Source organism: Fodinibius sp. GM21 (assembly GCF_058386955.1).
This window is the reverse complement of the sequence record NZ_JBYEIQ010000007.1, coordinates 82332-101413: the sequence shown is the minus strand read 5'-3', so window position 1 is coordinate 101413 and position 19082 is coordinate 82332. Positions and strand designations below refer to the sequence as shown.

Genomic DNA, 19082 nt, shown 5'->3' with positions numbered 1-19082 from the left:
CCTTCTGTTATTTGCGGAACAAAAACTCAATTCTTGGTATATTCAGTAATAACTGGAACCTGAATTTTATTTGATCAATGGTAAACGTGCGTCGAATAATTCCTTTACTACTCATCGGTATACTCACTGTATTAACACAACTCCAAGCGCAAGGAATACAGGAGTCTCCTTCCCAAGACTTCGACGATGCCGTCTTGCTTTTTAATAAAGGGCTTTTCGAAGAATCTATTGATGAATTCAAGTTTTTTATTCAGACCCACAAAAACCATCAGCTTGTTGTTTCCGCTAATTATTATTTAGCAAGAGCAAGGGCTAGGACAGACTCTGTAAATAAATCAGCTCATTTTGAAGAATTTATCAATGAATTTCCGTTTTCGAACTATTCTTCAAAATTACTTTTTGAACTTGGCCAGCAGGCCGATAGTGCAGGTCAGTACCAACAAGCGGAGACCTATTATAATCGAGCCCTGCAACTAGGACTGGATAAAAAGGGAGCTGCTAAGGCTTATTACTGGATGGGGGAATCGGCTGCAGCCGACAGCAATTTTGTACAAGCGCGGAAACATTTCATGACGCTGGCTGATAAACATCCCAAAAGTGAATGGGCAGCCAAGGCATTATATGCTCGGGGACGTTTGTACCTAAGTGAAAATAAGTACGATTCCTCAAGCGTTGCCTTTGAAGTTTTAAAAGACCGCTATCCCAATAACGAAATGACCCGTCGTGTAGGTACGGCATTGGGAGAATCCTATTACCAGCAGGGGCGTTATAAAAAAGCGATCGAGGCTCTTAAAAATGCGATGCCTCATCTTGATGATGAAATGCGTTCCAAAGCAGTTTACTTGATTGCAGAAAGCAGTAATTACCTGGGTAATTATGATGAAGCTTCAAGGTATTACAAACAATATATAAATTTAAACGAAGGAACCGACAAAGTACGTGTAGCCCATTATGGATTGGGATGGCTGTATCACAAACAGGAGATTTACCATTGGGCAGCTGATGAATTTGGAAAAGCTGCTGAGGGAGAAGATGAAACAGCACGAAAGGCCCTCTACTACAAGGCTGTGAATGAAAAGTTGGGTTCACGATATGCTGATGCATTAAATACCTTTCGAACTTTTGGTGATCGTTTTCAAGAAGGACTTTGGGTAGAACAGGCCTATTACGAATGGGCGGTGACGGCGTATGAGGTTGGTCGGCATACGGAAGCAATTAATGCCTTGCTTCCGTTGGTGCGAAGTGATCGTGAGTTAGACTGGAAAGGGAAAGTCTATACCTTACTGGGCGAAGCTTATTTTGCGAATAAAGAATATACCCGTGCTTTACAGGCTTTTGAGGCAGCCGAAAAAGTCACGGATGTTGATACGGGCATTAAGCGTCAGGCCAGATTTCAAAAAGCATGGGTGCAGTATAGTAATCATGCGTATAAAGAGGCACAGCCCATTTTTAGATCGGTATACACTGATGCTCCTGATTCTAAATTAGGACAAGAAGCACTTTTCTGGAGTGCTGATGCGCTGTACCACCTGCAGCAATATGGACAGGCGGCCCAGCAGTTTGCTGAATTTATTAATCGCTATCCCGATCATGAAATGATTGGTCCGGCTAATTACGCATTGGGCTGGAGCTATTTCAAAAACGGTGATTACAAGCAAGCTATTGATCCATTTAAAACATTTTATAAGGATTACGAAGCCCCGGACGTAGCATTATATCCCTATGATACCGATACGCAACTGCGGATAGGAGATGCCTATTATGCGATTAGTGACTACGAGAATGCCATTTCCTATTATCAGGAGGCGATAGGTGCGGAACCGGGTGGCGATTATGCAATGTATCAAATGGCGAACAGTTACTATCGGGATGAACAGACTTATGAAGCGGTAAAAACATTTCGGCGATTTCTGAGAATTTACCCTTACAGCCAGTTTGTAGAACAGGCTCAGTATAATATCGCCTATATCTATTTGAATACTGGAAACTACACCCAGGCGGTGGAAGAATTTCAGGAGGTTATTAATAAATATCCCAATACCGAATGGGCGGCACGTGCTCAGTATAACATCGGTGATGCCTATTATAATGCCGGTGATTATGAAAAAGCTATTACCGCTTATAAAGATGTGATGGAGGGATATCCACAGAGCGAGTATATCATTGAAGCGGTAAATGGCATTCAATACTCGCAGATGTCGTTGGGGCAGCCAGATTCAAGTTCGGCTATTCTGGAAGATTTTATTGCTGATCATCCTCAGACTTCAATGGCTGACAGGCTTCGATTTCGTCAGGCTGACAACCGAATGCAATCGGGCAATTACCAGGCAGCAATTGATGAATTTCAGCAATATATCAGAATCACAAATAACCAAGAGTTATTACCGGATGCCCATTTTAATCTGGCAAATGCTTACGAGCAAACCGATCAAATTGCCAAGGCAGTGGATGAGTACGAGATGATTGTTAATGAATTCCCGAACTCTAAACGGGTGGGACCTGCGCTGGCGTCATTGGGACGCATTGCCTATTCCCGGGTAAACTATCAACAGTCGTTTGAATATTTTAGTCAACTTGCCGATCAGGAACAAAAGTATCGACAAGAAGCATATATTGGTATGGGGAATGCCCAGTTGGCGATGAATAACTTGTCCGAAGCTGAAAAACATTACCAGGCGGCACTGGATAATAATGCGGACTATGAGCCTGCCAAGGTTGGATTGGCCAAAATTGCTATTGAAAAGGAAAACTACCGGCGGGCGCAAGAGTTATTGTCACCCATTGCCGAATCAAATACGACAGAAGTGGGAGCTGAAGCCCAATATTATCTGGGAGAAATTCATCAGCAGCAGGGCAATTTTCAACAGGCTGTAAAAGCCTATGCCAACGTAAATATTTTGTATGAGGCGTTTAGTAACTGGGTGGCCAAAGCGTTATTACGACAAGCGGAGAGTTATATCCAGATGGGGCAAACCGGTGAAGCACGATCTACCCTTAATACCCTTCTCGAAGATTATCCCGGGACGCCACAAGCTAAAGATGCACAGAAATTATTGGATTCACAGTAGGTTATGAATAAAGAAGTTCGTCCTGCCACCGCTCTAAACGGAACCGTAAAACTACCTCCTGATAAATCAATTTCGCACCGTTCGGTGATGTTTGCATCGCTGCACGAAGGCCGATCGGTTATTCGTAACTTTTCTTCTGCCGCCGATCCGCACAGCACTATCGCATGTATGCGGGAACTGGGGGTAAAGATCCACGAGGAGGAAAATACGGTGAAAGTGGAAGGAGTGGGGAGAGAGGGACTGCAGTCACCAGAAAGAGACTTAGACTGTGGAAACTCGGGCACTACCATGCGTTTGCTTAGCGGTATCATTGCTGGGGCTGGAATTCCGGCGCGCCTTGTTGGCGATGAATCCCTTTCAGCCCGTACGATGAAACGCATAATTGATCCGCTTACCCAAATGGGAGCCGTTATTACTGCCCGGGAAGACGATTTTGCTCCGCTAAAAATTAGTCGACCGGGAACATTGAAGCCTTTGCATTTTCCGCTTCCTATTCCCAGTGCTCAGCTAAAGTCATGCGTTTTACTGGCCGGTTTGTTTGGCGATAAGCGGACCGAAGTGATTGAAACGCTTTCGAGCCGTGATCACACCGAACGCTTGCTGAATCTTTCCATTACAGAAAAGGGTGAGGAGAAGCATATTTTTTCATCAAAAACTGATGAAATTCCTGAGCAATCGTATCGCATTCCAAATGATTTTTCGGCTGCAGCATTTTGGTTAGTAGCAGGAGCTATTCATCCCCATTCAAAAATTACGCTGCCCAATGTTGGAATGAATCCCACTCGTTTTGCGGCATTGCATATGCTAAAGCAAATGGGAGCTGATATCACTGTGAGTAATGAACATAAGGAAGGAGCCGAGCCGGTTGCAGATTTGATAGTTCGCAGTTCCGACCTTCAGCCGATTGAAATCACCGAGCAGGTTGTTCCCAACTGCATCGATGAAATCCCAATTCTGATGATTGCCATGCTTTTTGCTGATGGTGTTTCTCGTATATCCGGCGCCAAAGAGTTGCGTCACAAAGAAACAGATCGGTTGGCGGCAATGGCTGAGGTGCTTGAGAAAACCGGGGCCGATTTTACCGAATACAGTGATGGATTTGAAATTAAGGGCGCCCCCAACTTTGTGCCGGAACCGGCCTCCTATGACAGTTATCACGATCACCGTATCGCTATGTCAGCTGCTATATTAAGTATGTTGGGAGAACACCCATCGCAAATACAGCATGCCGAATGTACTGCCATTTCTTACCCATCATTCTGGGATGATCTGTCACTTCTGACGAATTGATTGCCCAATCCGCAAATCTGACAATTCACTCTTGTTGATGACGTAATAATGCCAATACGTCATAAAAGTATCCCGCCTTTACAGCTTGGCATTGTGATTGCTCACATAAAAGTGAATGCGAAACAAATGGGTAAATCCATGAATGACTTTACAGTAGATATTGAACGACAGTTGAACAAGCTGGGAAAAGATATACAGAACTTTGTTGAACGTATTGTGCCTCTGGAAGATAGAGGACATGATTTTGCCCCGGCTTGCGATATTGTAGAAAGTGATGAAACCTATGCGATAAAACTGGATTTGCCCGGTTTGTCAAAGAAAGAAATTAATATTGCTCTCAAAGAGCATGTCTTAACCGTGAAAGGCGAACGGGCTGAAGAATTAGATGATTCTGAGGTCTATCGTCGTCAGGAACGCTCGGCGGGTGTATTTTCACGTTCGTTTGCGTTGCCTGAAAATGTGAATACTGCTGAAATTGATGCGGTATTTCGCAATGGGGTATTAACAATTACAATGCCCAAATCGGATGTTCTCAGTGATGCAGAATCTATTCCGATTAAGTAAAAAATAAACTCATGTTATTTCCGAATCTGTTTGGAGTTACATGAAACACACGAAATTGCACAAAGAATTAAACAAACAACAAAAAATCATAAACTACTATTATGGGAAAGATTATAGGAATTGACTTAGGTACAACCAACTCCTGCGTTGCCGTAATGGAGGGCAATGAGCCTACTGTTATTCAAAACTCAGAAGGCGGTCGAACAACCCCATCGGTTGTGGCATTCTCCAAAGACGGTGAACGTTTGGTTGGTGCGCCTGCTAAACGACAAGCTATTACGAACCCCGAAAAAACGATCTCTTCAATTAAACGCTTCATGGGCCGCTTCTACGACGAAGTGGAAGAAGAGGCAAAGCAAGCTTCTTACGAGATTGTAAAGGGTGAAAATAACACGGCCCGTGTTCAAATTGAAGATCGCAAATATGCACCCCAGGAAATTTCTGCTATGGTGCTTCAAAAGATGAAGCAAACTGCAGAAGAATATCTTGGTGAAGATGTTTCTGAAGCGGTTATTACCGTTCCGGCTTACTTCAACGATGCGCAGCGAAAGGCTACGCAAGAAGCGGGTGAAATTGCCGGTCTTGATGTAAAAAGAATTATCAACGAGCCTACCGCAGCATCGCTGGCTTATGGTCTTGACAAGAAAGACGAAGACATGACCATAGCTGTGTACGATCTGGGCGGAGGTACATTTGATATTTCTATTCTGGAGCTTGGAGACGGTGTGTTTGAAGTGAAGTCCACAAGTGGTGATACACACTTGGGTGGCGACGACTTCGACTCTCGTTTGATTGACCATCTTGCCAAGGAGTTTAAGAAAGACGAAGGAATTGATCTCCGTGAAGATCCGATGGCAATGCAGCGACTAAAAGATGCTGCTGAAAAAGCCAAGGTTGAGCTGTCAAGTTCACAGAAAACGAACGTGAACCTGCCGTTTATTACCGCTACGGATTCCGGACCAAAGCACTTGAATATCGATATCAGTCGGTCTCAATTTGAGAAAATGATTGATGATTTGGTTCAGAAGACGCTCGATCCTTGCCAGAAGGTTCTGTCCGATGCGGATCTTTCAAAAAATGATATTGATCAGGTAATCCTGGTTGGAGGTTCTACCCGAATTCCGAAAATCCAGGAAATCGTAAAAGATTTCTTTGGTAAGGATCCAAGTAAAGGAGTTAATCCCGATGAAGTTGTAGCGGTAGGTGCTGCAATTCAAGGCGGGGTAATGTCTGGCGATGTTGATGATGTTGTACTGCTTGATGTAACGCCACTGTCGCTTGGTATTGAAACGCTTGGCGGTGTGTCAACGCAGCTTATTGAGGCCAATACAACCATCCCAACCAGCAAGACAGAAACATTTTCTACCGCTGCTGATAATCAGACCAGCGTGGAAATTCATGTGCTGCAGGGAGAACGTGCCAAGGCTCAGGATAACCGAACACTTGGACGCTTTCACCTGGATGGCATACCTCCCGCACCGCGCGGCGTACCTCAAATTGAGGTTAAGTTCGATATTGATGCCGACGGTGTTCTCAATGTAAGTGCCAAGGATAAAGGTACCGGTAAAGAACAAAGCATCCGTATCGAATCTTCTTCCGGATTATCTGAGGAAGAGATCGAGAAGATGAAAGAAGAAGCTGAAAAACATGAAGAAGAAGACGAGCGAATTCGCAAGCGTGCTGAGAAGTTGAACAAGGCTGACAGTCTTGTATTCTCTACACGCAAGCAGCTTGATGAGCACGAAGATAAGATCTCTGATGAAAATAAAGAGAAAATCGAAGCTGCACTTGAAAAAGTGAAAGAGCTCCACGACCAAGAGAAAGTCGACGAGCTTGATGAGGCCATGGAAGAATTGAATAATGCATGGTCAGAAGCTTCGCAAGAAATTTATCAGGGTGCTGCTCAAGGTCAACCCGGAGCCGGTGCAGCCGGACCGGGAGCTGCCGCAGGAGCCGCTGCCGGAGCTCCAAACGGAGCCGCCGGAGCCGAAGCTGATCAAGACAGTGACGATGAAGATGCTGTTGACGCTGACTTTGAGGTCGTTGATGACGAGGACAAAGAGTAAAACAGCACATAGATAAAAACTGATAAAAAGCCCTTCACCTGTTGGTGGAGGGCTTTTTTATTTGAAGGAAGCTAGGTTGGAAATAATTTTTTCAGCAACTGATTTAAAAGGTGTCTGAGTAGTTTCGGTAGATAGGGGGTTGGTTACAGTTTAAGGAACCGTTATATTTGCCTATTTCATTGGAATCGATCATAAGCAAATCGTATGAAGATCTTGGGCATTGAGTCATCGTGTGATGAAACGGCCGCTGCTGTTTGCACAGATGACGGACTGCAATCAAATATAATTGCTTCTCAGGCGGTTCATGAACAGTATGGCGGGGTAGTACCGGAGTTAGCATCGCGGGCGCATCATAAGACCATATGGCATACTGTACAGCAGTCCCTTGATGAAGCAGATACTTCATTGTCTGATATTGATGTTGTAGCGGTAACGCAGGGGCCCGGACTGATGGGATCGCTGTTGGTGGGACTCTGTTTTTCCAAAGGCTTGTGCCTTTCTCGAAAAATTCCAATTGTGGGAGTCAACCATATGGATGCCCATATCTATGCGAATTTTATTGATGAGCAGCCTGATTATCCCTTTGTATCACTTACTGTATCAGGCGGACACACGCAACTAGTTCATGTTTCTGCTCCATTTGAGCATGAACTATTGGGTCAAACCCGGGACGATGCAGCCGGGGAAGCCTATGACAAAATCGGAAAAATTTTGGGTTTGCCCTATCCGGCCGGACCGGTTATTGATGAGCGCTCACAGCATGGCGATCCCAATTTTCATGATTTTCCGCAGGCGATGCTGGATAACGATTTCGAGTTCAGTTTTTCGGGACTCAAAACATCAGTCAAATACTTCCTGAAAGATCAGGATAATCAAGAGCGATTTTTAGAGGATCACTTGGATGATATTTGCGCCAGTGTCTCACATGCTATTACTGAGGTATTGGTGAAGAAACTTCGTAATGCGATTGAGCATACCGGAGTAAAGACCATCACTCTGGCGGGAGGAGTATCAGCTAATTCTATGTTGCGAAGAAAGGCTAACGAATTGGCTAAAGAAACAGGGTGCAAACTACATATTCCCAAACTAGCTTACTGCACCGATAATGCTGCCATGATCGCTATTACGGGTTTTATGATGGCCGAGCGCCGAATGTATTCGGATATGAAGATGAAGCCTTTTGCGAATCTGAAGGCATTGGAAAAAATGAAATCAAAGTAGATATTTCGGTTCATCCTGAATTCATTGCAGGATCTAAATAACCTATTTCAACTGATAGAATTCTGCAATAACTTCAGAATGAGATTATCATTGAAACCGTTTTGAAGCTTCCACTGCCAAGGCATCTACTCGGTTATTTCGCTCATTATCGGAATGTCCTTTAACTTTTATCCACTCAACATCGTGTGGCTGCATAGCTGTGAGCATTTCCTCCCATAAATCTCGATTTTCAACCGGCTTCTTGTTGGCTTTTTTCCAACCGCGTTTAAGCCAGCCATCTATCCAGCCCTGTTTAAAAGCATTAACGATTAGGGCACTGTCGCTGTGGATTTTAACGTGGCAGGGCTGATTAAGCGCATTTAGCGCCTCAATTACTGCACGCATCTCCATGCGATTGTTTGTAGTATCTTTAGCACCCCCTGTCAATTCTTTCTCTTCACCATTCCATTGCAAAAGAACGCCCCATCCTCCCGGACCCGGATTTCCGCTACAAGCGCCATCTGTAAATACAATAACTGTTTTTTTCTGTTGCTTAGACATATCGATCTGTGATAGGAGCTAACTTCATTTTTAAATTTCTGGCCGCTTCAGCTACGTATTGGTCCCAATTTCTAGCATTCTCACCTGCATAAATAATGCTTCGGCTGGAGTTGATAAGGGGGATACCAGAATGTTGTTCTAATGATTTATTGAGTGCATTAATTGAGCCGCCCTGTTTTCCGACTCCGGGAATAAGCAACGGCGATTTTGGGAATTCATTAATAACAGGTTCTAATTTTTTTGCTTTGGTTGCCCCAACAACCATCCCAATAGACGTTTTGCTATCCTCTTGTTTCCCGTTTAGTTCTTTCGCAATATAGCTGGAAATCGTTTTACCATCAGCTAATTTTTTTAGCAGGATATCTTCGGCTCCCGGATTCGAAGTCAATGTCAGTACGTAAATGCTTTTAGAGGCATCGTTTAAAAATGGATCAAGAGTTTCAAAGCCCATGAGTGGATTCAGGGTTACGGCATCTACCTGAAAATACTTAAAAAAAGCAATGGAGTAATGTTCTGCAGTAGAGCTAATATCGCCCCGCTTCGCATCAGCGATTATGATCTTGTTATCCGGGATATAATCTAAAATAGCTTCGAAGGTATCCCAGCCGTCGGCACCCAGCGCTTCAAAAAATCCGAGATTAGGTTTGTAGGCTGCAGAATGTTCTGCGGTTACATCAATTACTCGTTTAAGAAATTGTTCAACTTTTGAGGGATCGGATTGCTCCGTTGAGGTGATCGGGTCTGGCATTAAAGCCAGGTTGGGGTCGAGTCCTACACAAAGCGTAGATTCAGCTGCCTGTACAGCCGATTTTAGTTTTTCGTTAAAAGTCATGCTGTCAATCATTTTAAGTTCAGCGGAAGATACAAAGGGCAGGAGGGAATCAAAATTTCAAGAAATAAAAAAAAGCGGAGGGCATATCCCTCCGCTTTAGAGCGTACCAAAAATTTATATTTAATTTGAAGCTACAGGAAATCCTTCTGGAATTTTAGCAACATTAATTTGATCAATATTGGCTCCATACGCCTCATTTATAGCTTTGATGGTTTCATTTGCAATTACAGCAGAACCTCTGTTTGTAGGATGAACGCCATCGAAGCTGAATAGTTCGCCCGGTACAGGGCGGAGATTGAGGCCATTGGTTTGGTAGCCATTTTCTCCACCAGAACTTTGAAATGCGCTAAAAGTTTCAGCAAATATTTGATTGATGTCAACAACAGTAAATCCAGCCGAAGTAGCTGAATTTACAATGGTAGCATTATACTGTTGGATAGCACCAGCTGCTTGTTCAAGTTCAGAGCTACCTTGGGGACCACCTGCAGGGCCATCAAGTACTAAATTATCTGGAATGGCTGTTTGTGGCTGTACGGGAGGTTGAGTTTCTCCAGCTTGAACTTGTGTAAAATAGGACTGAGCGGAAAGCAGTGGGAAATCGGCTTGACGCATTACGCGTGCCCCGCCGTCAGTTTCAATATAGATATCAAGATTCCCTTGCTGGGTAACGAGCTGATAACTCTGAGTTTCATCGTTAAATACTATAGCTCCTTGTTGTTCTAATTGAGTTCTTAGGTAGAATACATAGGGTATAGTTGTTACATCAGGTATGGTATAAACAGCAACATTAGCACCGGTTGAAGCCATTGCTTGAATTGATCCCTGGTAAAGCTGAGAAAAGTTATTTGGGGCAGTGATACTTTGTCCTTCTCCCCCGGATGTAACAAATCCAAGGACATCGTTATTGCCTAACCAGAAGGTAATAAACGATGGTTGTTGTTTGGCAACCTGATTATGCAGGTTAGGTGCATCTTTTTCAAGCTCGGACTGCTCCATTACAATACCATAAAATGGATTGTAAGCTGGGTTATTAGGATCTGTTGCCCGCTCATTAAGATTTCCTGAATTATTGGGATTTATATAATCAACAAGGACAGCGCCTGGTACCCCTAAATTTGTGAATGGTTTTGCTTGTTGAGTAGTTGGATTCCCCATTGAGCTATTTGTAGTTGTTTGAACGGGGTCCAAGTTAGTGAGTTCAATCCGTCCGTTACCGCTGCTAATACCGGGATCACTAATCAATGGTTGATCAAAAGATTCAGATTGGTTCACCTGTCGGGCAATGAGGTTGGGAAATGAGTATTGTTGCCCGGACTGATAAAGTGCGTTATTCTGAAAGCCGGCTGTTAAGCTATTGCCAACCGCAACGTACGAAGAAAAATCAGCATCGCCGGTATCGACCGGGTCAACATCCAGATCCTGATAATCCTTACAACTTGTGATAAGCGCCAGTACCAGAACCAGCGACAGTAATTTTTTGGAATGTTTTATCAAATAATTCATAGCGTAATATTCTTAATTCAATTATAAATTCAGTGTGAACCCAAGACCGGGAAGATTAGCATAGGTTGTATAAACACCGTCAATGCCACCTTCGTGTGTATTGGTTACTTTTCGCTGTTTGGCTCTGATAAAGATATAAGAAGCATCAACAGCGAGGTAATCGGTAACCTGATAGCTTAGTCCACCAGAAAACAACCAGCGATCGGAGTCGGGAAGGGTTGGATCTACATAACGATCGCGGATGGGATTTTCATCATAAGCAATGCCGCCGCGAAGAGTTAAGCCTTCAACAGGGAGTTCGGTGTATTCAGCTCCGAAGCGCAGTTGCCAGGAATCTTTATAGTTTCTTTCGTTTACAATAGTGCTGCCACCCAGGGCCGGTATGGGTTGATCAAACTCAATTGCTAGTTCATCATAACTTGACCAGCCCCACCACACGTAATCGAGTTCGGTGCGTAAGCCATCAATGGGTTCTACATTTACGGCAACTACATAGCTCGCGGGCAGGGTAATTTCGGCACCGCCTTGGGCCGAGGAGGGGAAGCCCACACTGAGGTTTTCAAAGGTAGCATCACCTTCAAATTCAGTTGTCACTTCGCTTCGATAAGTAAAACCAAAGGTGACGTTATCGGTTGGTTCGTACTGAACTCCGGCATTAAACCCAAAGGCCGGTTCTTTGAGATCTCCGTCGAGGGCAAACGTACCTTCAGGTGAAAAGCTCGTAACAGCGCGGCTTAACTTTACCTTGCCGTGTGCGGCAATACGTAGGCCGGCCCCAACACGAATCTTTCCAATGCCGGTGTCAGTAAACTGATATCCTACTGCAGGGGTTACAAAAATAGTTTCAATACTGGTTTCAATAGATGATCCTCGGCCAACCCAGTCGTCGGGCCATTTGGTACCCAGACCAAAAGGAGCATTTACGCCAATGCCTGCCGTTAGGTTATCGGTTATTTGATAGGAACCATAAAAGTTTGGAACCAAGAATTCCTGTTTCGTCATTTTGGTTTCCTGGCCGGTGGGGGCTAAAGGGGAAAGGTTTCGGAAAGACGAACGGGGCGCAATAATGGTAGCGCCACCAGTAATATTTATTCCTTCCAATCCACCTAAACCGGCGGGATTATAAAAAATGGTTGATGCGTCGTCTGCATAGGCCGAAAAGGCGCCGAGTACTCCGTTGGCTCGTACACTGGCCTCATAGATCGAAAATCCGCTGGAAAAAGCAGATCCCGAACACAATAAAACAAGACAAATAGTAGCAATTAATTTTCGCATAGATTCAAAATGTTTAGTTAGTTGTTGAGATGATCGTTATGGGGTAAAAATTACTTAATACTAATGAAGTGTAACCGGTTTCATGATTAGTTTACTAACAGTTAACGCCGTTAACTATAAATAATCAAAACCTTAGCAAATATAAAAGTATCAGTTTGCAATAAGCATACTTTTTTACTTCATTCGTGCATTAAATAATGTAAAAAGCAATAAAATAGTTATATGGATTGGTTTGAAGAGTGGTTTGACAGTCCGCTTTACGAAAAACTGTACGCTGATCGAGATGAGAAAGAAGCAGAGCAGCTTATTGAATTTTTAGAAGGAACACTGCTATCAGAGCAATACCATTCAATACTTGACTTGGGATGCGGGCGGGGACGGCATTCCCACAATTTAGCAAAGCGTGGTTATGATGTTACCGGAATTGATCTGTCACCGGAAGCGATTAAAACGGCCAAAGAAAAAGCCGAAGAACTGAACTTGTCAAACGTACATTTTGAAGTGCGTGATATGCGGGATCCGTTATCCCTGAAGTTTGATGCTATTGTGAATTTATTTACAACCTTTGGATATTTTAAAAGTGATAAAGAAAATGCTTCGGTACTTGATAGTGTAACACAGATGCTCAAGGATGAAGGACTTTTTGTACTCGATTATTTAAATGCGGAAAAAGTAAAACAGGATTTTGTGGCCGAGGAGGAGGGAGAGTTTCATGGAATCAGATATGAGATCAAGCGCTACATCAAAAATGGAGCTATCCACAAAGACATTGCCTTTGCTGGGGACCAATTGGATAAACCCCGTGTATACTGGGAGCGGGTGAAGTTGTATGGGTTGGATTGGTTTAAAAAAGAGATGGCCAAACGGGAGCTGGAAATTATTGATGTGAATGGGGATTACCGGGGCAGTGATTTTGACCTAGAGACAAGTCCCCGCCTACTAATAATCAGCAGGTTCTCAAAATAAGGAATAAAAAAAGGTTATCTCCAGGGTGGGATAACCTTTTTTAAAAAGTTAAATAAAATTAGTGAGTACTTACTTTGCAGAAATTCCGAAGGTGATATTTTCTGCGACTTCTTTTCCCTGTTGTTGGCTCACACAATCACCCGCACAAAGTTGAACGCTTGGAAGATTAAGTACATCTACTTCCGGGATACTGGCGCCAAAAGCATCCTCAATAACACGGATAAACTCATTAGCTAAAATGGCATTACCCCTGGGATTGGGATGAATGCCGTCCGTTGAAAATACGCCATTGGGAGAAAAGTCCGGCTGTAATAGCGTACCCTGAACTCTAATGCCCAACTCTCCATCAATTCCGAAAAGATCTGCAAAAGCCCCTAAATCGGTATTGGGGTTCCCCGGGAAACCGGCATTGATATCCAAAAGTGCCAATCGGTCGGAATTTTGGGCAACAGCGGTGGCAATAATCGTATTAAAGGCTGTGGTTCTGCTTTGAATTTGCTGCTGTTCCGGTACCGTTAAGTAGTAGGCATCTCCAAAAGCCGACTCCTGTGAGCTATATCCCAAAGGAATTACAACGCCTATGGTAGTTGGTGTTTGACTCTGTGGATTTAACTCTGTGCCAAGAACAGTCCCAGCTGATAAGGTAACAAGCTCATTTGCAGTAAGAGGGCGTGATTGTTCGTAGGGAACTAACATTTGTCGTTGTTGGGCTGATATGGCCCCTGCCTGTTCGAGCTGGTCGAACTCATTTTCGAGGTCAGGTAATTCAGGATCATTGACTAAAATGGGATTGCTGCCTTCCTGGTAATTCACCTTTCGGGCATCCATATCTTCCTGCGAACGATTGGGAAAGTTATCAGCTACTGCTTGCAAGGCAGCATTTACACCGGCCAATCCTTGATTTAGCTGCGTTGCTTCTTCAGCTGATAATTCTACGGCATCATAAGAAACAGCTTGGAAAAAGGGCACCGTTGAAACCGGTGGAATGGTAGCCACCACTCCACTCGCTGTAGTATTATTCATCAGTTGGCTTATCGTAGTAGTAAAATAATTTTGAAAATCCTGTTCGGATGTTAAAATATTGGGGTTTGAAGCTCCTGATACAGCGTAACCCAGCACATCGTTATTCCCAATCCAAAGGGTGAAAAATGAAGGTTGTGTGGCGATTGCATCTCCCAGTATGGTTGATGAACCTGGATTTGAAGCAAATCGAGCATAAAACGGGTTAAAAGCAGGGTCAGACTGCGGCCCACCAGTAGCAGCAGTTAAAAGCTGACCGACGAGAATACCGGGAACTCCGAAATTGTTGAGTTCGGCGGGATCACCGCCATAAGGAGCAATAGGGTCACCGCCTATCGTCGGAGATGGACCGGGGATGCTGGTATCCAGTTTATAGCGGCCTAATATTGGTCCTTCCTGGGGTTGTTCAACAGAAGTATTAAATCCAAGTTCAGAATTTATATCCGGTTGATTGAAATTACCGGATGTTCCTGTTTTCTGCATCTGCTGATGGATAAGAGCAGCAAGCGAATATTCTTGTCCCATGCTATAAAGAGCACCGTCCATATAGCCAGCCGTTAACGAATTGCCGATTGCTACATAGTTGCTGAAATCAGCGGACCCTGCATCACCCGAAATAGGTTCGGGAGTTGGATTTTCTTCAAGCTGATCTTCAACAAGGGAATCATAGCTTCCTTCACAAGCAAATAAGAAAGCAGCAAGAAATAATAAAGCAAATAATGTTTTTAAATAGGATATCATGGTGTCAGTAGTTTAATTCATGAATTGATCAAAAGTGAAGGAGATCATATAGATAGCTCCCAGCCGGGGATTACCAAATGAGGTTACATGCTGGCTGTTTAGAATGTTACTGCCGCTCAATTTTATTGAGGTATTCAAGGAAGGCAGGCGATAACTTACCTGAGCATCAAGTGTTCCATAGGCATCGATTACACCTTTTCCGAATGAGGATTCCCAAAGGAAGGCATCCTGCCAGCGATATACCACATTAAAGCCCACATTCGGGGTGAGCTTTCTGTTCTCGAATTTAAGATTATACCGCCACTCGGGTGTATTATATTCGGCGCGGAATCCCTGATCAATGAGATCTTGCTGCGATATCAGTTTGTTGAAGGCCACGTTTCCTCCCAACGAATATCCATCGCCGAGTATATACTTGGCTTCAAAAGCAAAGCCGTGTGCTTCAACGGTACCATCGGCGTTCACATCAAAGCCGTACGATTGAAGGCGGCCATTTGGTACATTATTGTTGATGATAGCTTCTTTACCGCTATCGGAATTGGGATCGAAACCCGGAGCAGGATCAAATCCGTCACGGGCATCTTCATTCCCTTGTTCGTTAAGATCAACTGCCTGGGTAAATTGAATTTCGGCGATAAAATCTTCATAGGCACTATAGTAATAATAAGCGTCTAAGAATAACTTGTTGTTGATAAGTGTTTTATACCCAATTTCGAATGAGTTTACCTTCTCGGTTTCGAACTCATCAAAGGTAACCGGTTCCAGCAAAGCACGGGCTTGGGCCATGGATTGTCCGGAATTGAGCGCTTCGCGGGCTTCTGCTATACTGTCATCGTAGTAAACTGTATTGCTTTCGAAGTTATAGCGATCGACCAGTACCGGATTGCTACCAATCAGACGGCGGGTTACCACATCTAGATCAATAAGCTGGGTTTGTGTGCTTGGAATACGGAATCCGCGCTGGAATGATGCCCTGATATTATGGTTTTCAGCAATCGTGAAAACGGCCGAAAATCGAGGACTGAACTGCCCGTCAAAATATTCGTTTTTATCATACCGCAGTGATCCCTGAAGATCTAACTTCTCATCAGCTAATGTTTTTGAAGCCTGAACATAGGCCCCGAACTCGTCGATATCGAATTCTTCTCCGTTATCCTGCAAGGCAAAAAGGGTTCCTTCTGAGTTCAAGTCATATCGTCGGACATTACCTCCCACGATAAGCTCTACGGTAGAGGGATCGATAATATCAGCAAAGTTGTATTTCGTTTCGGCATGCCATAACCCTGTTTTTTCGATAAACAGGGCACCCCCTTCAGCAATCGAGGTGCTTCTCAATTGATTTGATAATGATTGAAACTGTTGACTGCCAGGCTGGGCCTGGGCTTGATTTCCTGCTACACGTGCCTGCGCATGAGCCTCTTCAACAGTGGCTCCCTGGGTTCGAGCGTTCGCAAACGTTTGAAAGTAGGCAGGTACAAAAGTTTCCACGTTGATAAGTGTTGCCAAGGTGTTGGCGGCATAAGTATCTCCGGCATCTTCTTGGGTAGTATAAGCGCGGACAAAAAAGTTCGGATTTTTAACCTCGAATTTTGCTGTCCAGATATTAAAATCATCCAGTACAAATCGGTCATTTGCCGTATAGACCGAGCTGCCGGTGCCCCAGTTGAATTGCCCTAACATCTCATAGTCATCGGTTAAGCGATAATGAAGAGCACCACCCAGCTTTAAGCTTTCGGAGGTATTGTCCACGAAAGATGATTCCGGAAAACCGGTAGGAGTAAAAGCACCGGCCTCACCGTCGGACAATAAATTTCTAATGGCGGCTACATTTTGGTTGCCTGCAGCAATCTGCTGGTCTGCAATTTGCCCGATAGTGAGCAGCTGGTTGCCATAGACGTTGACGCCGTTATAAACACGGTTGCCGTTGCGTGAAGTAGCACCGCGTTCGACTACACCATAGGAGGCTGGACCTCTGTCGCGAGTATCCTGAGCAACGAAGTCCTTAGCTCGCAAATAGGAGAAATTAAACTTATACGCAAATTTGTTGTTGATGGCGTTAGCATAACGCAGCCCATAATCTTGATAAAGCGAGGGATCTTCAACATTGGAGTCAAAATGGTTGGCTCCCATTTTAACCTGTGCCGAAAGCCCTTGATACTGAAACGGACTTTTGCTATTCAGGAGAAGAATGCCGTTTACAGCATTTGGACCATAAAGTGCAGAGGCAACACCGGGAATCAGTTCAGCGCTTTCCAGATCCAGCTCAGGAATACCCACTACGTTTCCAACGGGGAAGTTTAAACCCGGAGCCTGATTATCAATACCATCAATAAGCTGAACAAAGCGGGTATTACCGTTAGCGTTAAAACCGCGGGTATTAATCGATTTGAATGTAATACTTTGTGTACTAAAATCGACCCCTTTTAAATTGGCAAGGGATTCATAAAAACTGGGTGAGGCAGTTTGCTGTATGCTTATCGCGTCTAATTTTTCGATAGATACGGGTGATTCAAGCATATTCTCTTCCACTCTGGAAGCTGATACAACGACTTCATCGCCTACAATGGCAGCTTCTGAAAGCTCGATTGTTAAATCAGTTACCGGGCTTTCGGTAATTTCTACTTCTTCGGTTCTAAAACCGACCATTGTAAAAACCAGGGTTAAAGGTGGAGCTTGTTGCACAGATAATGAAAACTGTCCATTAGTTCCTGTTGAGGTACCCACTACTTTGCCTTTAACACTTACATTTACGCCGCCTAGCACAGAACCGTCTACAGCATCCACAACGGTACCGGAAATTTTGGTTTGAGCGTAAGCTTGGGTGTTAATTGTCAAAGTAAATGTGAAGGCCACCACCAATGCCAATGATAACTTTTTTAGAATTACTCTATTCATATACATAAAGTTTTAGTGAAGGTTTGAAGTAGAGGGAGAAGGTGTACGGCAAATATAGATATCTGACATTAATGGATGATCTGTTTTGAGTAAGCCATACAAATTCCGATCCCTTATACTAATTGTTGTGATCAGTATATATTTTTTGAAGAAACCTGATCCCTTAGCTTTTAAATAAATGTAATGTATCCCTGAAGTACTTAAGAATATTAAGTATTAAATAACGAAAAGCGAATGTATTTTAAAAATTTATGGAAGGACAATAAAAGATTGAAGAGATTAGTAAAAATATAGTGGGTTAAAGAACGGTTTCTCGAAAAACCTCTTCTGCCCCATGTGGGGGATTATCCAGTGTCCACGTTTCAAAATAGAAGTGCCGCTCTGACCGCATACGCTTATTATTAATGCTAAAAAACCGGAACTCTTCATCAACTAATGGTTTAAAAGCTTCGAAAAGATGGGAGTAAATATTGTCCTCAGAAAATAAGTGTAGGTCATATCCATGATGCGCAGGTTCTTTATATAAGAGATAGGCTCCCGATTCAATGATAGTTCTTATCTCATCTTTTTTATGTCCTACCTTAGTTTCTTCATTAATAGTCAAGGTGGCCAAATCTACCTTAGGCAACTTGTCGCTATTTGAAATTACCAAGGCTTCTCCAATACGAATAGTTTCCAGCCCCTCCATCAGGGAATCAAATGATTTATTTGTAGTAGAGATAATCTGGTGATTCTTGAAAACAGAACAGAGGTTATCAAGTATTTCATCACTTTTGGAAAGAACGTCAATTCCAAATTGCTTTTTATCAAGATTTGTGCCCGTAATGTAAAATTTTGAATAGGTGGGATCCGGCTGCATAAAATCTTCAAGTGTGGTCTCGACCTCGTCTTTGGTCTTATTTGCATTGCGTTTGGCCAGTTTGTCCAGCCGAAGGTCATGATTGAAGAACAACTTAAATATTTCCATAAAAGTGATGCCTGTTTTGTATTGCCTGGAAGATTTATCAGAGGGAAAAGATACACAATACGTATCATGCAATAAACACAAATAAAAAAGCCCCATTCCGAGAAAACGGAACAGGGCTTAAAATTTTAATTTTT

The 19082-nt window shown here is 43.5% G+C and carries 13 protein-coding genes; 6 read left to right on the top strand and 7 right to left on the bottom strand.

Annotated elements, in window-relative coordinates; all coding sequences use genetic code 11:
- Nucleotides 1-86 precede the first annotated feature (86 nt).
- The 5 genes from ACT3IB_RS14960 (at nucleotide 87) to tsaD (ending at nucleotide 8209) form a co-directional block, all read left to right on the top strand.
- Complete coding sequence (locus ACT3IB_RS14960) at nucleotides 87-3068, top strand: tetratricopeptide repeat protein (protein ID WP_491539835.1); 2982 nt, start codon at nucleotides 87-89, stop codon at nucleotides 3066-3068.
- Nucleotides 3069-3071: 3 nt separating this feature from the next.
- Entirely contained in the window at nucleotides 3072-4358 is a 1287-nt protein-coding gene (aroA, locus tag ACT3IB_RS14955; protein ID WP_491539834.1) for a 3-phosphoshikimate 1-carboxyvinyltransferase, read from the top strand.
- A 138-nt stretch (nucleotides 4359-4496) separates the two neighbouring features.
- Nucleotides 4497-4922 (top strand): Hsp20/alpha crystallin family protein, encoded by a 426-nt coding sequence (locus ACT3IB_RS14950; RefSeq protein WP_491539833.1) that lies wholly within the window; start codon nucleotides 4497-4499, stop codon nucleotides 4920-4922.
- A gap of 101 nt (nucleotides 4923-5023) precedes the next feature.
- Complete coding sequence (gene dnaK, locus ACT3IB_RS14945; protein ID WP_491539832.1) at nucleotides 5024-6988, top strand: molecular chaperone DnaK; 1965 nt, start codon at nucleotides 5024-5026, stop codon at nucleotides 6986-6988.
- A 204-nt stretch (nucleotides 6989-7192) separates the two neighbouring features.
- On the top strand, nucleotides 7193-8209 hold the full coding sequence (gene tsaD, locus ACT3IB_RS14940; protein ID WP_491539831.1) for a tRNA (adenosine(37)-N6)-threonylcarbamoyltransferase complex transferase subunit TsaD: 1017 nt from the start codon (nucleotides 7193-7195) through the stop codon (nucleotides 8207-8209).
- Nucleotides 8210-8296: 87 nt separating this feature from the next.
- On the opposite strand, the gene rnhA is transcribed toward tsaD, so the two are convergent.
- From rnhA to ACT3IB_RS14920, 4 genes are all read right to left on the bottom strand, one after another.
- Nucleotides 8297-8749, bottom strand: a complete 453-nt coding sequence (gene rnhA / locus ACT3IB_RS14935) for a ribonuclease HI (RefSeq protein ID WP_491539830.1) — start codon at nucleotides 8747-8749, stop codon at nucleotides 8297-8299.
- Nucleotides 8742-9581: an orotidine-5'-phosphate decarboxylase gene (pyrF, locus tag ACT3IB_RS14930; protein ID WP_491539829.1), complete on the bottom strand. Its 840-nt coding sequence runs from the start codon at nucleotides 9579-9581 to the stop codon at nucleotides 8742-8744. The genes rnhA and pyrF overlap by 8 nt, the downstream gene beginning before the upstream one ends.
- A 120-nt stretch (nucleotides 9582-9701) precedes the next feature.
- On the bottom strand, nucleotides 9702-11084 hold the full coding sequence (locus ACT3IB_RS14925; protein ID WP_491539828.1) for an SGNH/GDSL hydrolase family protein: 1383 nt from the start codon (nucleotides 11082-11084) through the stop codon (nucleotides 9702-9704).
- A gap of 21 nt (nucleotides 11085-11105) precedes the next feature.
- A complete protein-coding gene (locus ACT3IB_RS14920; RefSeq protein WP_491539827.1) occupies nucleotides 11106-12359 on the bottom strand; it encodes an OmpP1/FadL family transporter in 1254 nt (417 codons plus the stop codon).
- Nucleotides 12360-12581: 222 nt separating this feature from the next.
- Here ACT3IB_RS14920 and ACT3IB_RS14915 point away from each other — a divergent pair, with 222 nt between their 5' ends.
- On the top strand, nucleotides 12582-13325 hold the full coding sequence (locus tag ACT3IB_RS14915; protein WP_491539826.1) for a class I SAM-dependent methyltransferase: 744 nt from the start codon (nucleotides 12582-12584) through the stop codon (nucleotides 13323-13325).
- Between the two features lie 69 nt (nucleotides 13326-13394).
- Here ACT3IB_RS14915 and ACT3IB_RS14910 read toward each other — a convergent pair whose 3' ends face one another.
- The 3 genes from ACT3IB_RS14910 to ACT3IB_RS14900 form a co-directional block, all read right to left on the bottom strand.
- The gene (locus ACT3IB_RS14910; protein WP_491539825.1) at nucleotides 13395-15086 is read right to left on the bottom strand and encodes an SGNH/GDSL hydrolase family protein; all 1692 of its coding nucleotides are present in this window, start codon (nucleotides 15084-15086) and stop codon (nucleotides 13395-13397) included.
- Between the two features lie 12 nt (nucleotides 15087-15098).
- Entirely contained in the window at nucleotides 15099-17981 is a 2883-nt protein-coding gene (locus ACT3IB_RS14905; protein ID WP_491539824.1) for a TonB-dependent receptor, read from the bottom strand.
- 298 nt (nucleotides 17982-18279) lie between these two features.
- A complete protein-coding gene (locus ACT3IB_RS14900) occupies nucleotides 18280-18948 on the bottom strand; it encodes a hypothetical protein (RefSeq protein ID WP_491539823.1) in 669 nt (222 codons plus the stop codon).
- Between the last annotated feature and the right edge of the window lie 134 nt (nucleotides 18949-19082).

Excerpts from the sequence above, each read along its gene's own strand:
- aroA (WP_491539834.1), top strand. The coding sequence starts at position 3,072 with ATGAATAAAGAAGTTCGTCCTGCCACCGCTCTAAACGGAACCGTAAAA.
- ACT3IB_RS14950 (WP_491539833.1), top strand. The coding sequence starts at position 4,497 with ATGAATGACTTTACAGTAGATATTGAACGACAGTTGAACAAGCTGGGA.
- dnaK (WP_491539832.1), top strand. The coding sequence starts at position 5,024 with ATGGGAAAGATTATAGGAATTGACTTAGGTACAACCAACTCCTGCGTT.
- tsaD (WP_491539831.1), top strand. The coding sequence starts at position 7,193 with ATGAAGATCTTGGGCATTGAGTCATCGTGTGATGAAACGGCCGCTGCT.
- rnhA (WP_491539830.1), bottom strand. The coding sequence starts at position 8,749 with ATGTCTAAGCAACAGAAAAAAACAGTTATTGTATTTACAGATGGCGCT.
- pyrF (WP_491539829.1), bottom strand. The coding sequence starts at position 9,581 with ATGACTTTTAACGAAAAACTAAAATCGGCTGTACAGGCAGCTGAATCT.
- ACT3IB_RS14925 (WP_491539828.1), bottom strand. The coding sequence starts at position 11,084 with ATGAATTATTTGATAAAACATTCCAAAAAATTACTGTCGCTGGTTCTG.
- ACT3IB_RS14920 (WP_491539827.1), bottom strand. The coding sequence starts at position 12,359 with ATGCGAAAATTAATTGCTACTATTTGTCTTGTTTTATTGTGTTCGGGA.
- ACT3IB_RS14915 (WP_491539826.1), top strand. The coding sequence starts at position 12,582 with ATGGATTGGTTTGAAGAGTGGTTTGACAGTCCGCTTTACGAAAAACTG.
- ACT3IB_RS14910 (WP_491539825.1), bottom strand. The coding sequence starts at position 15,086 with ATGATATCCTATTTAAAAACATTATTTGCTTTATTATTTCTTGCTGCT.
- ACT3IB_RS14905 (WP_491539824.1), bottom strand. The coding sequence starts at position 17,981 with ATGAATAGAGTAATTCTAAAAAAGTTATCATTGGCATTGGTGGTGGCC.
- ACT3IB_RS14900 (WP_491539823.1), bottom strand. The coding sequence starts at position 18,948 with ATGGAAATATTTAAGTTGTTCTTCAATCATGACCTTCGGCTGGACAAA.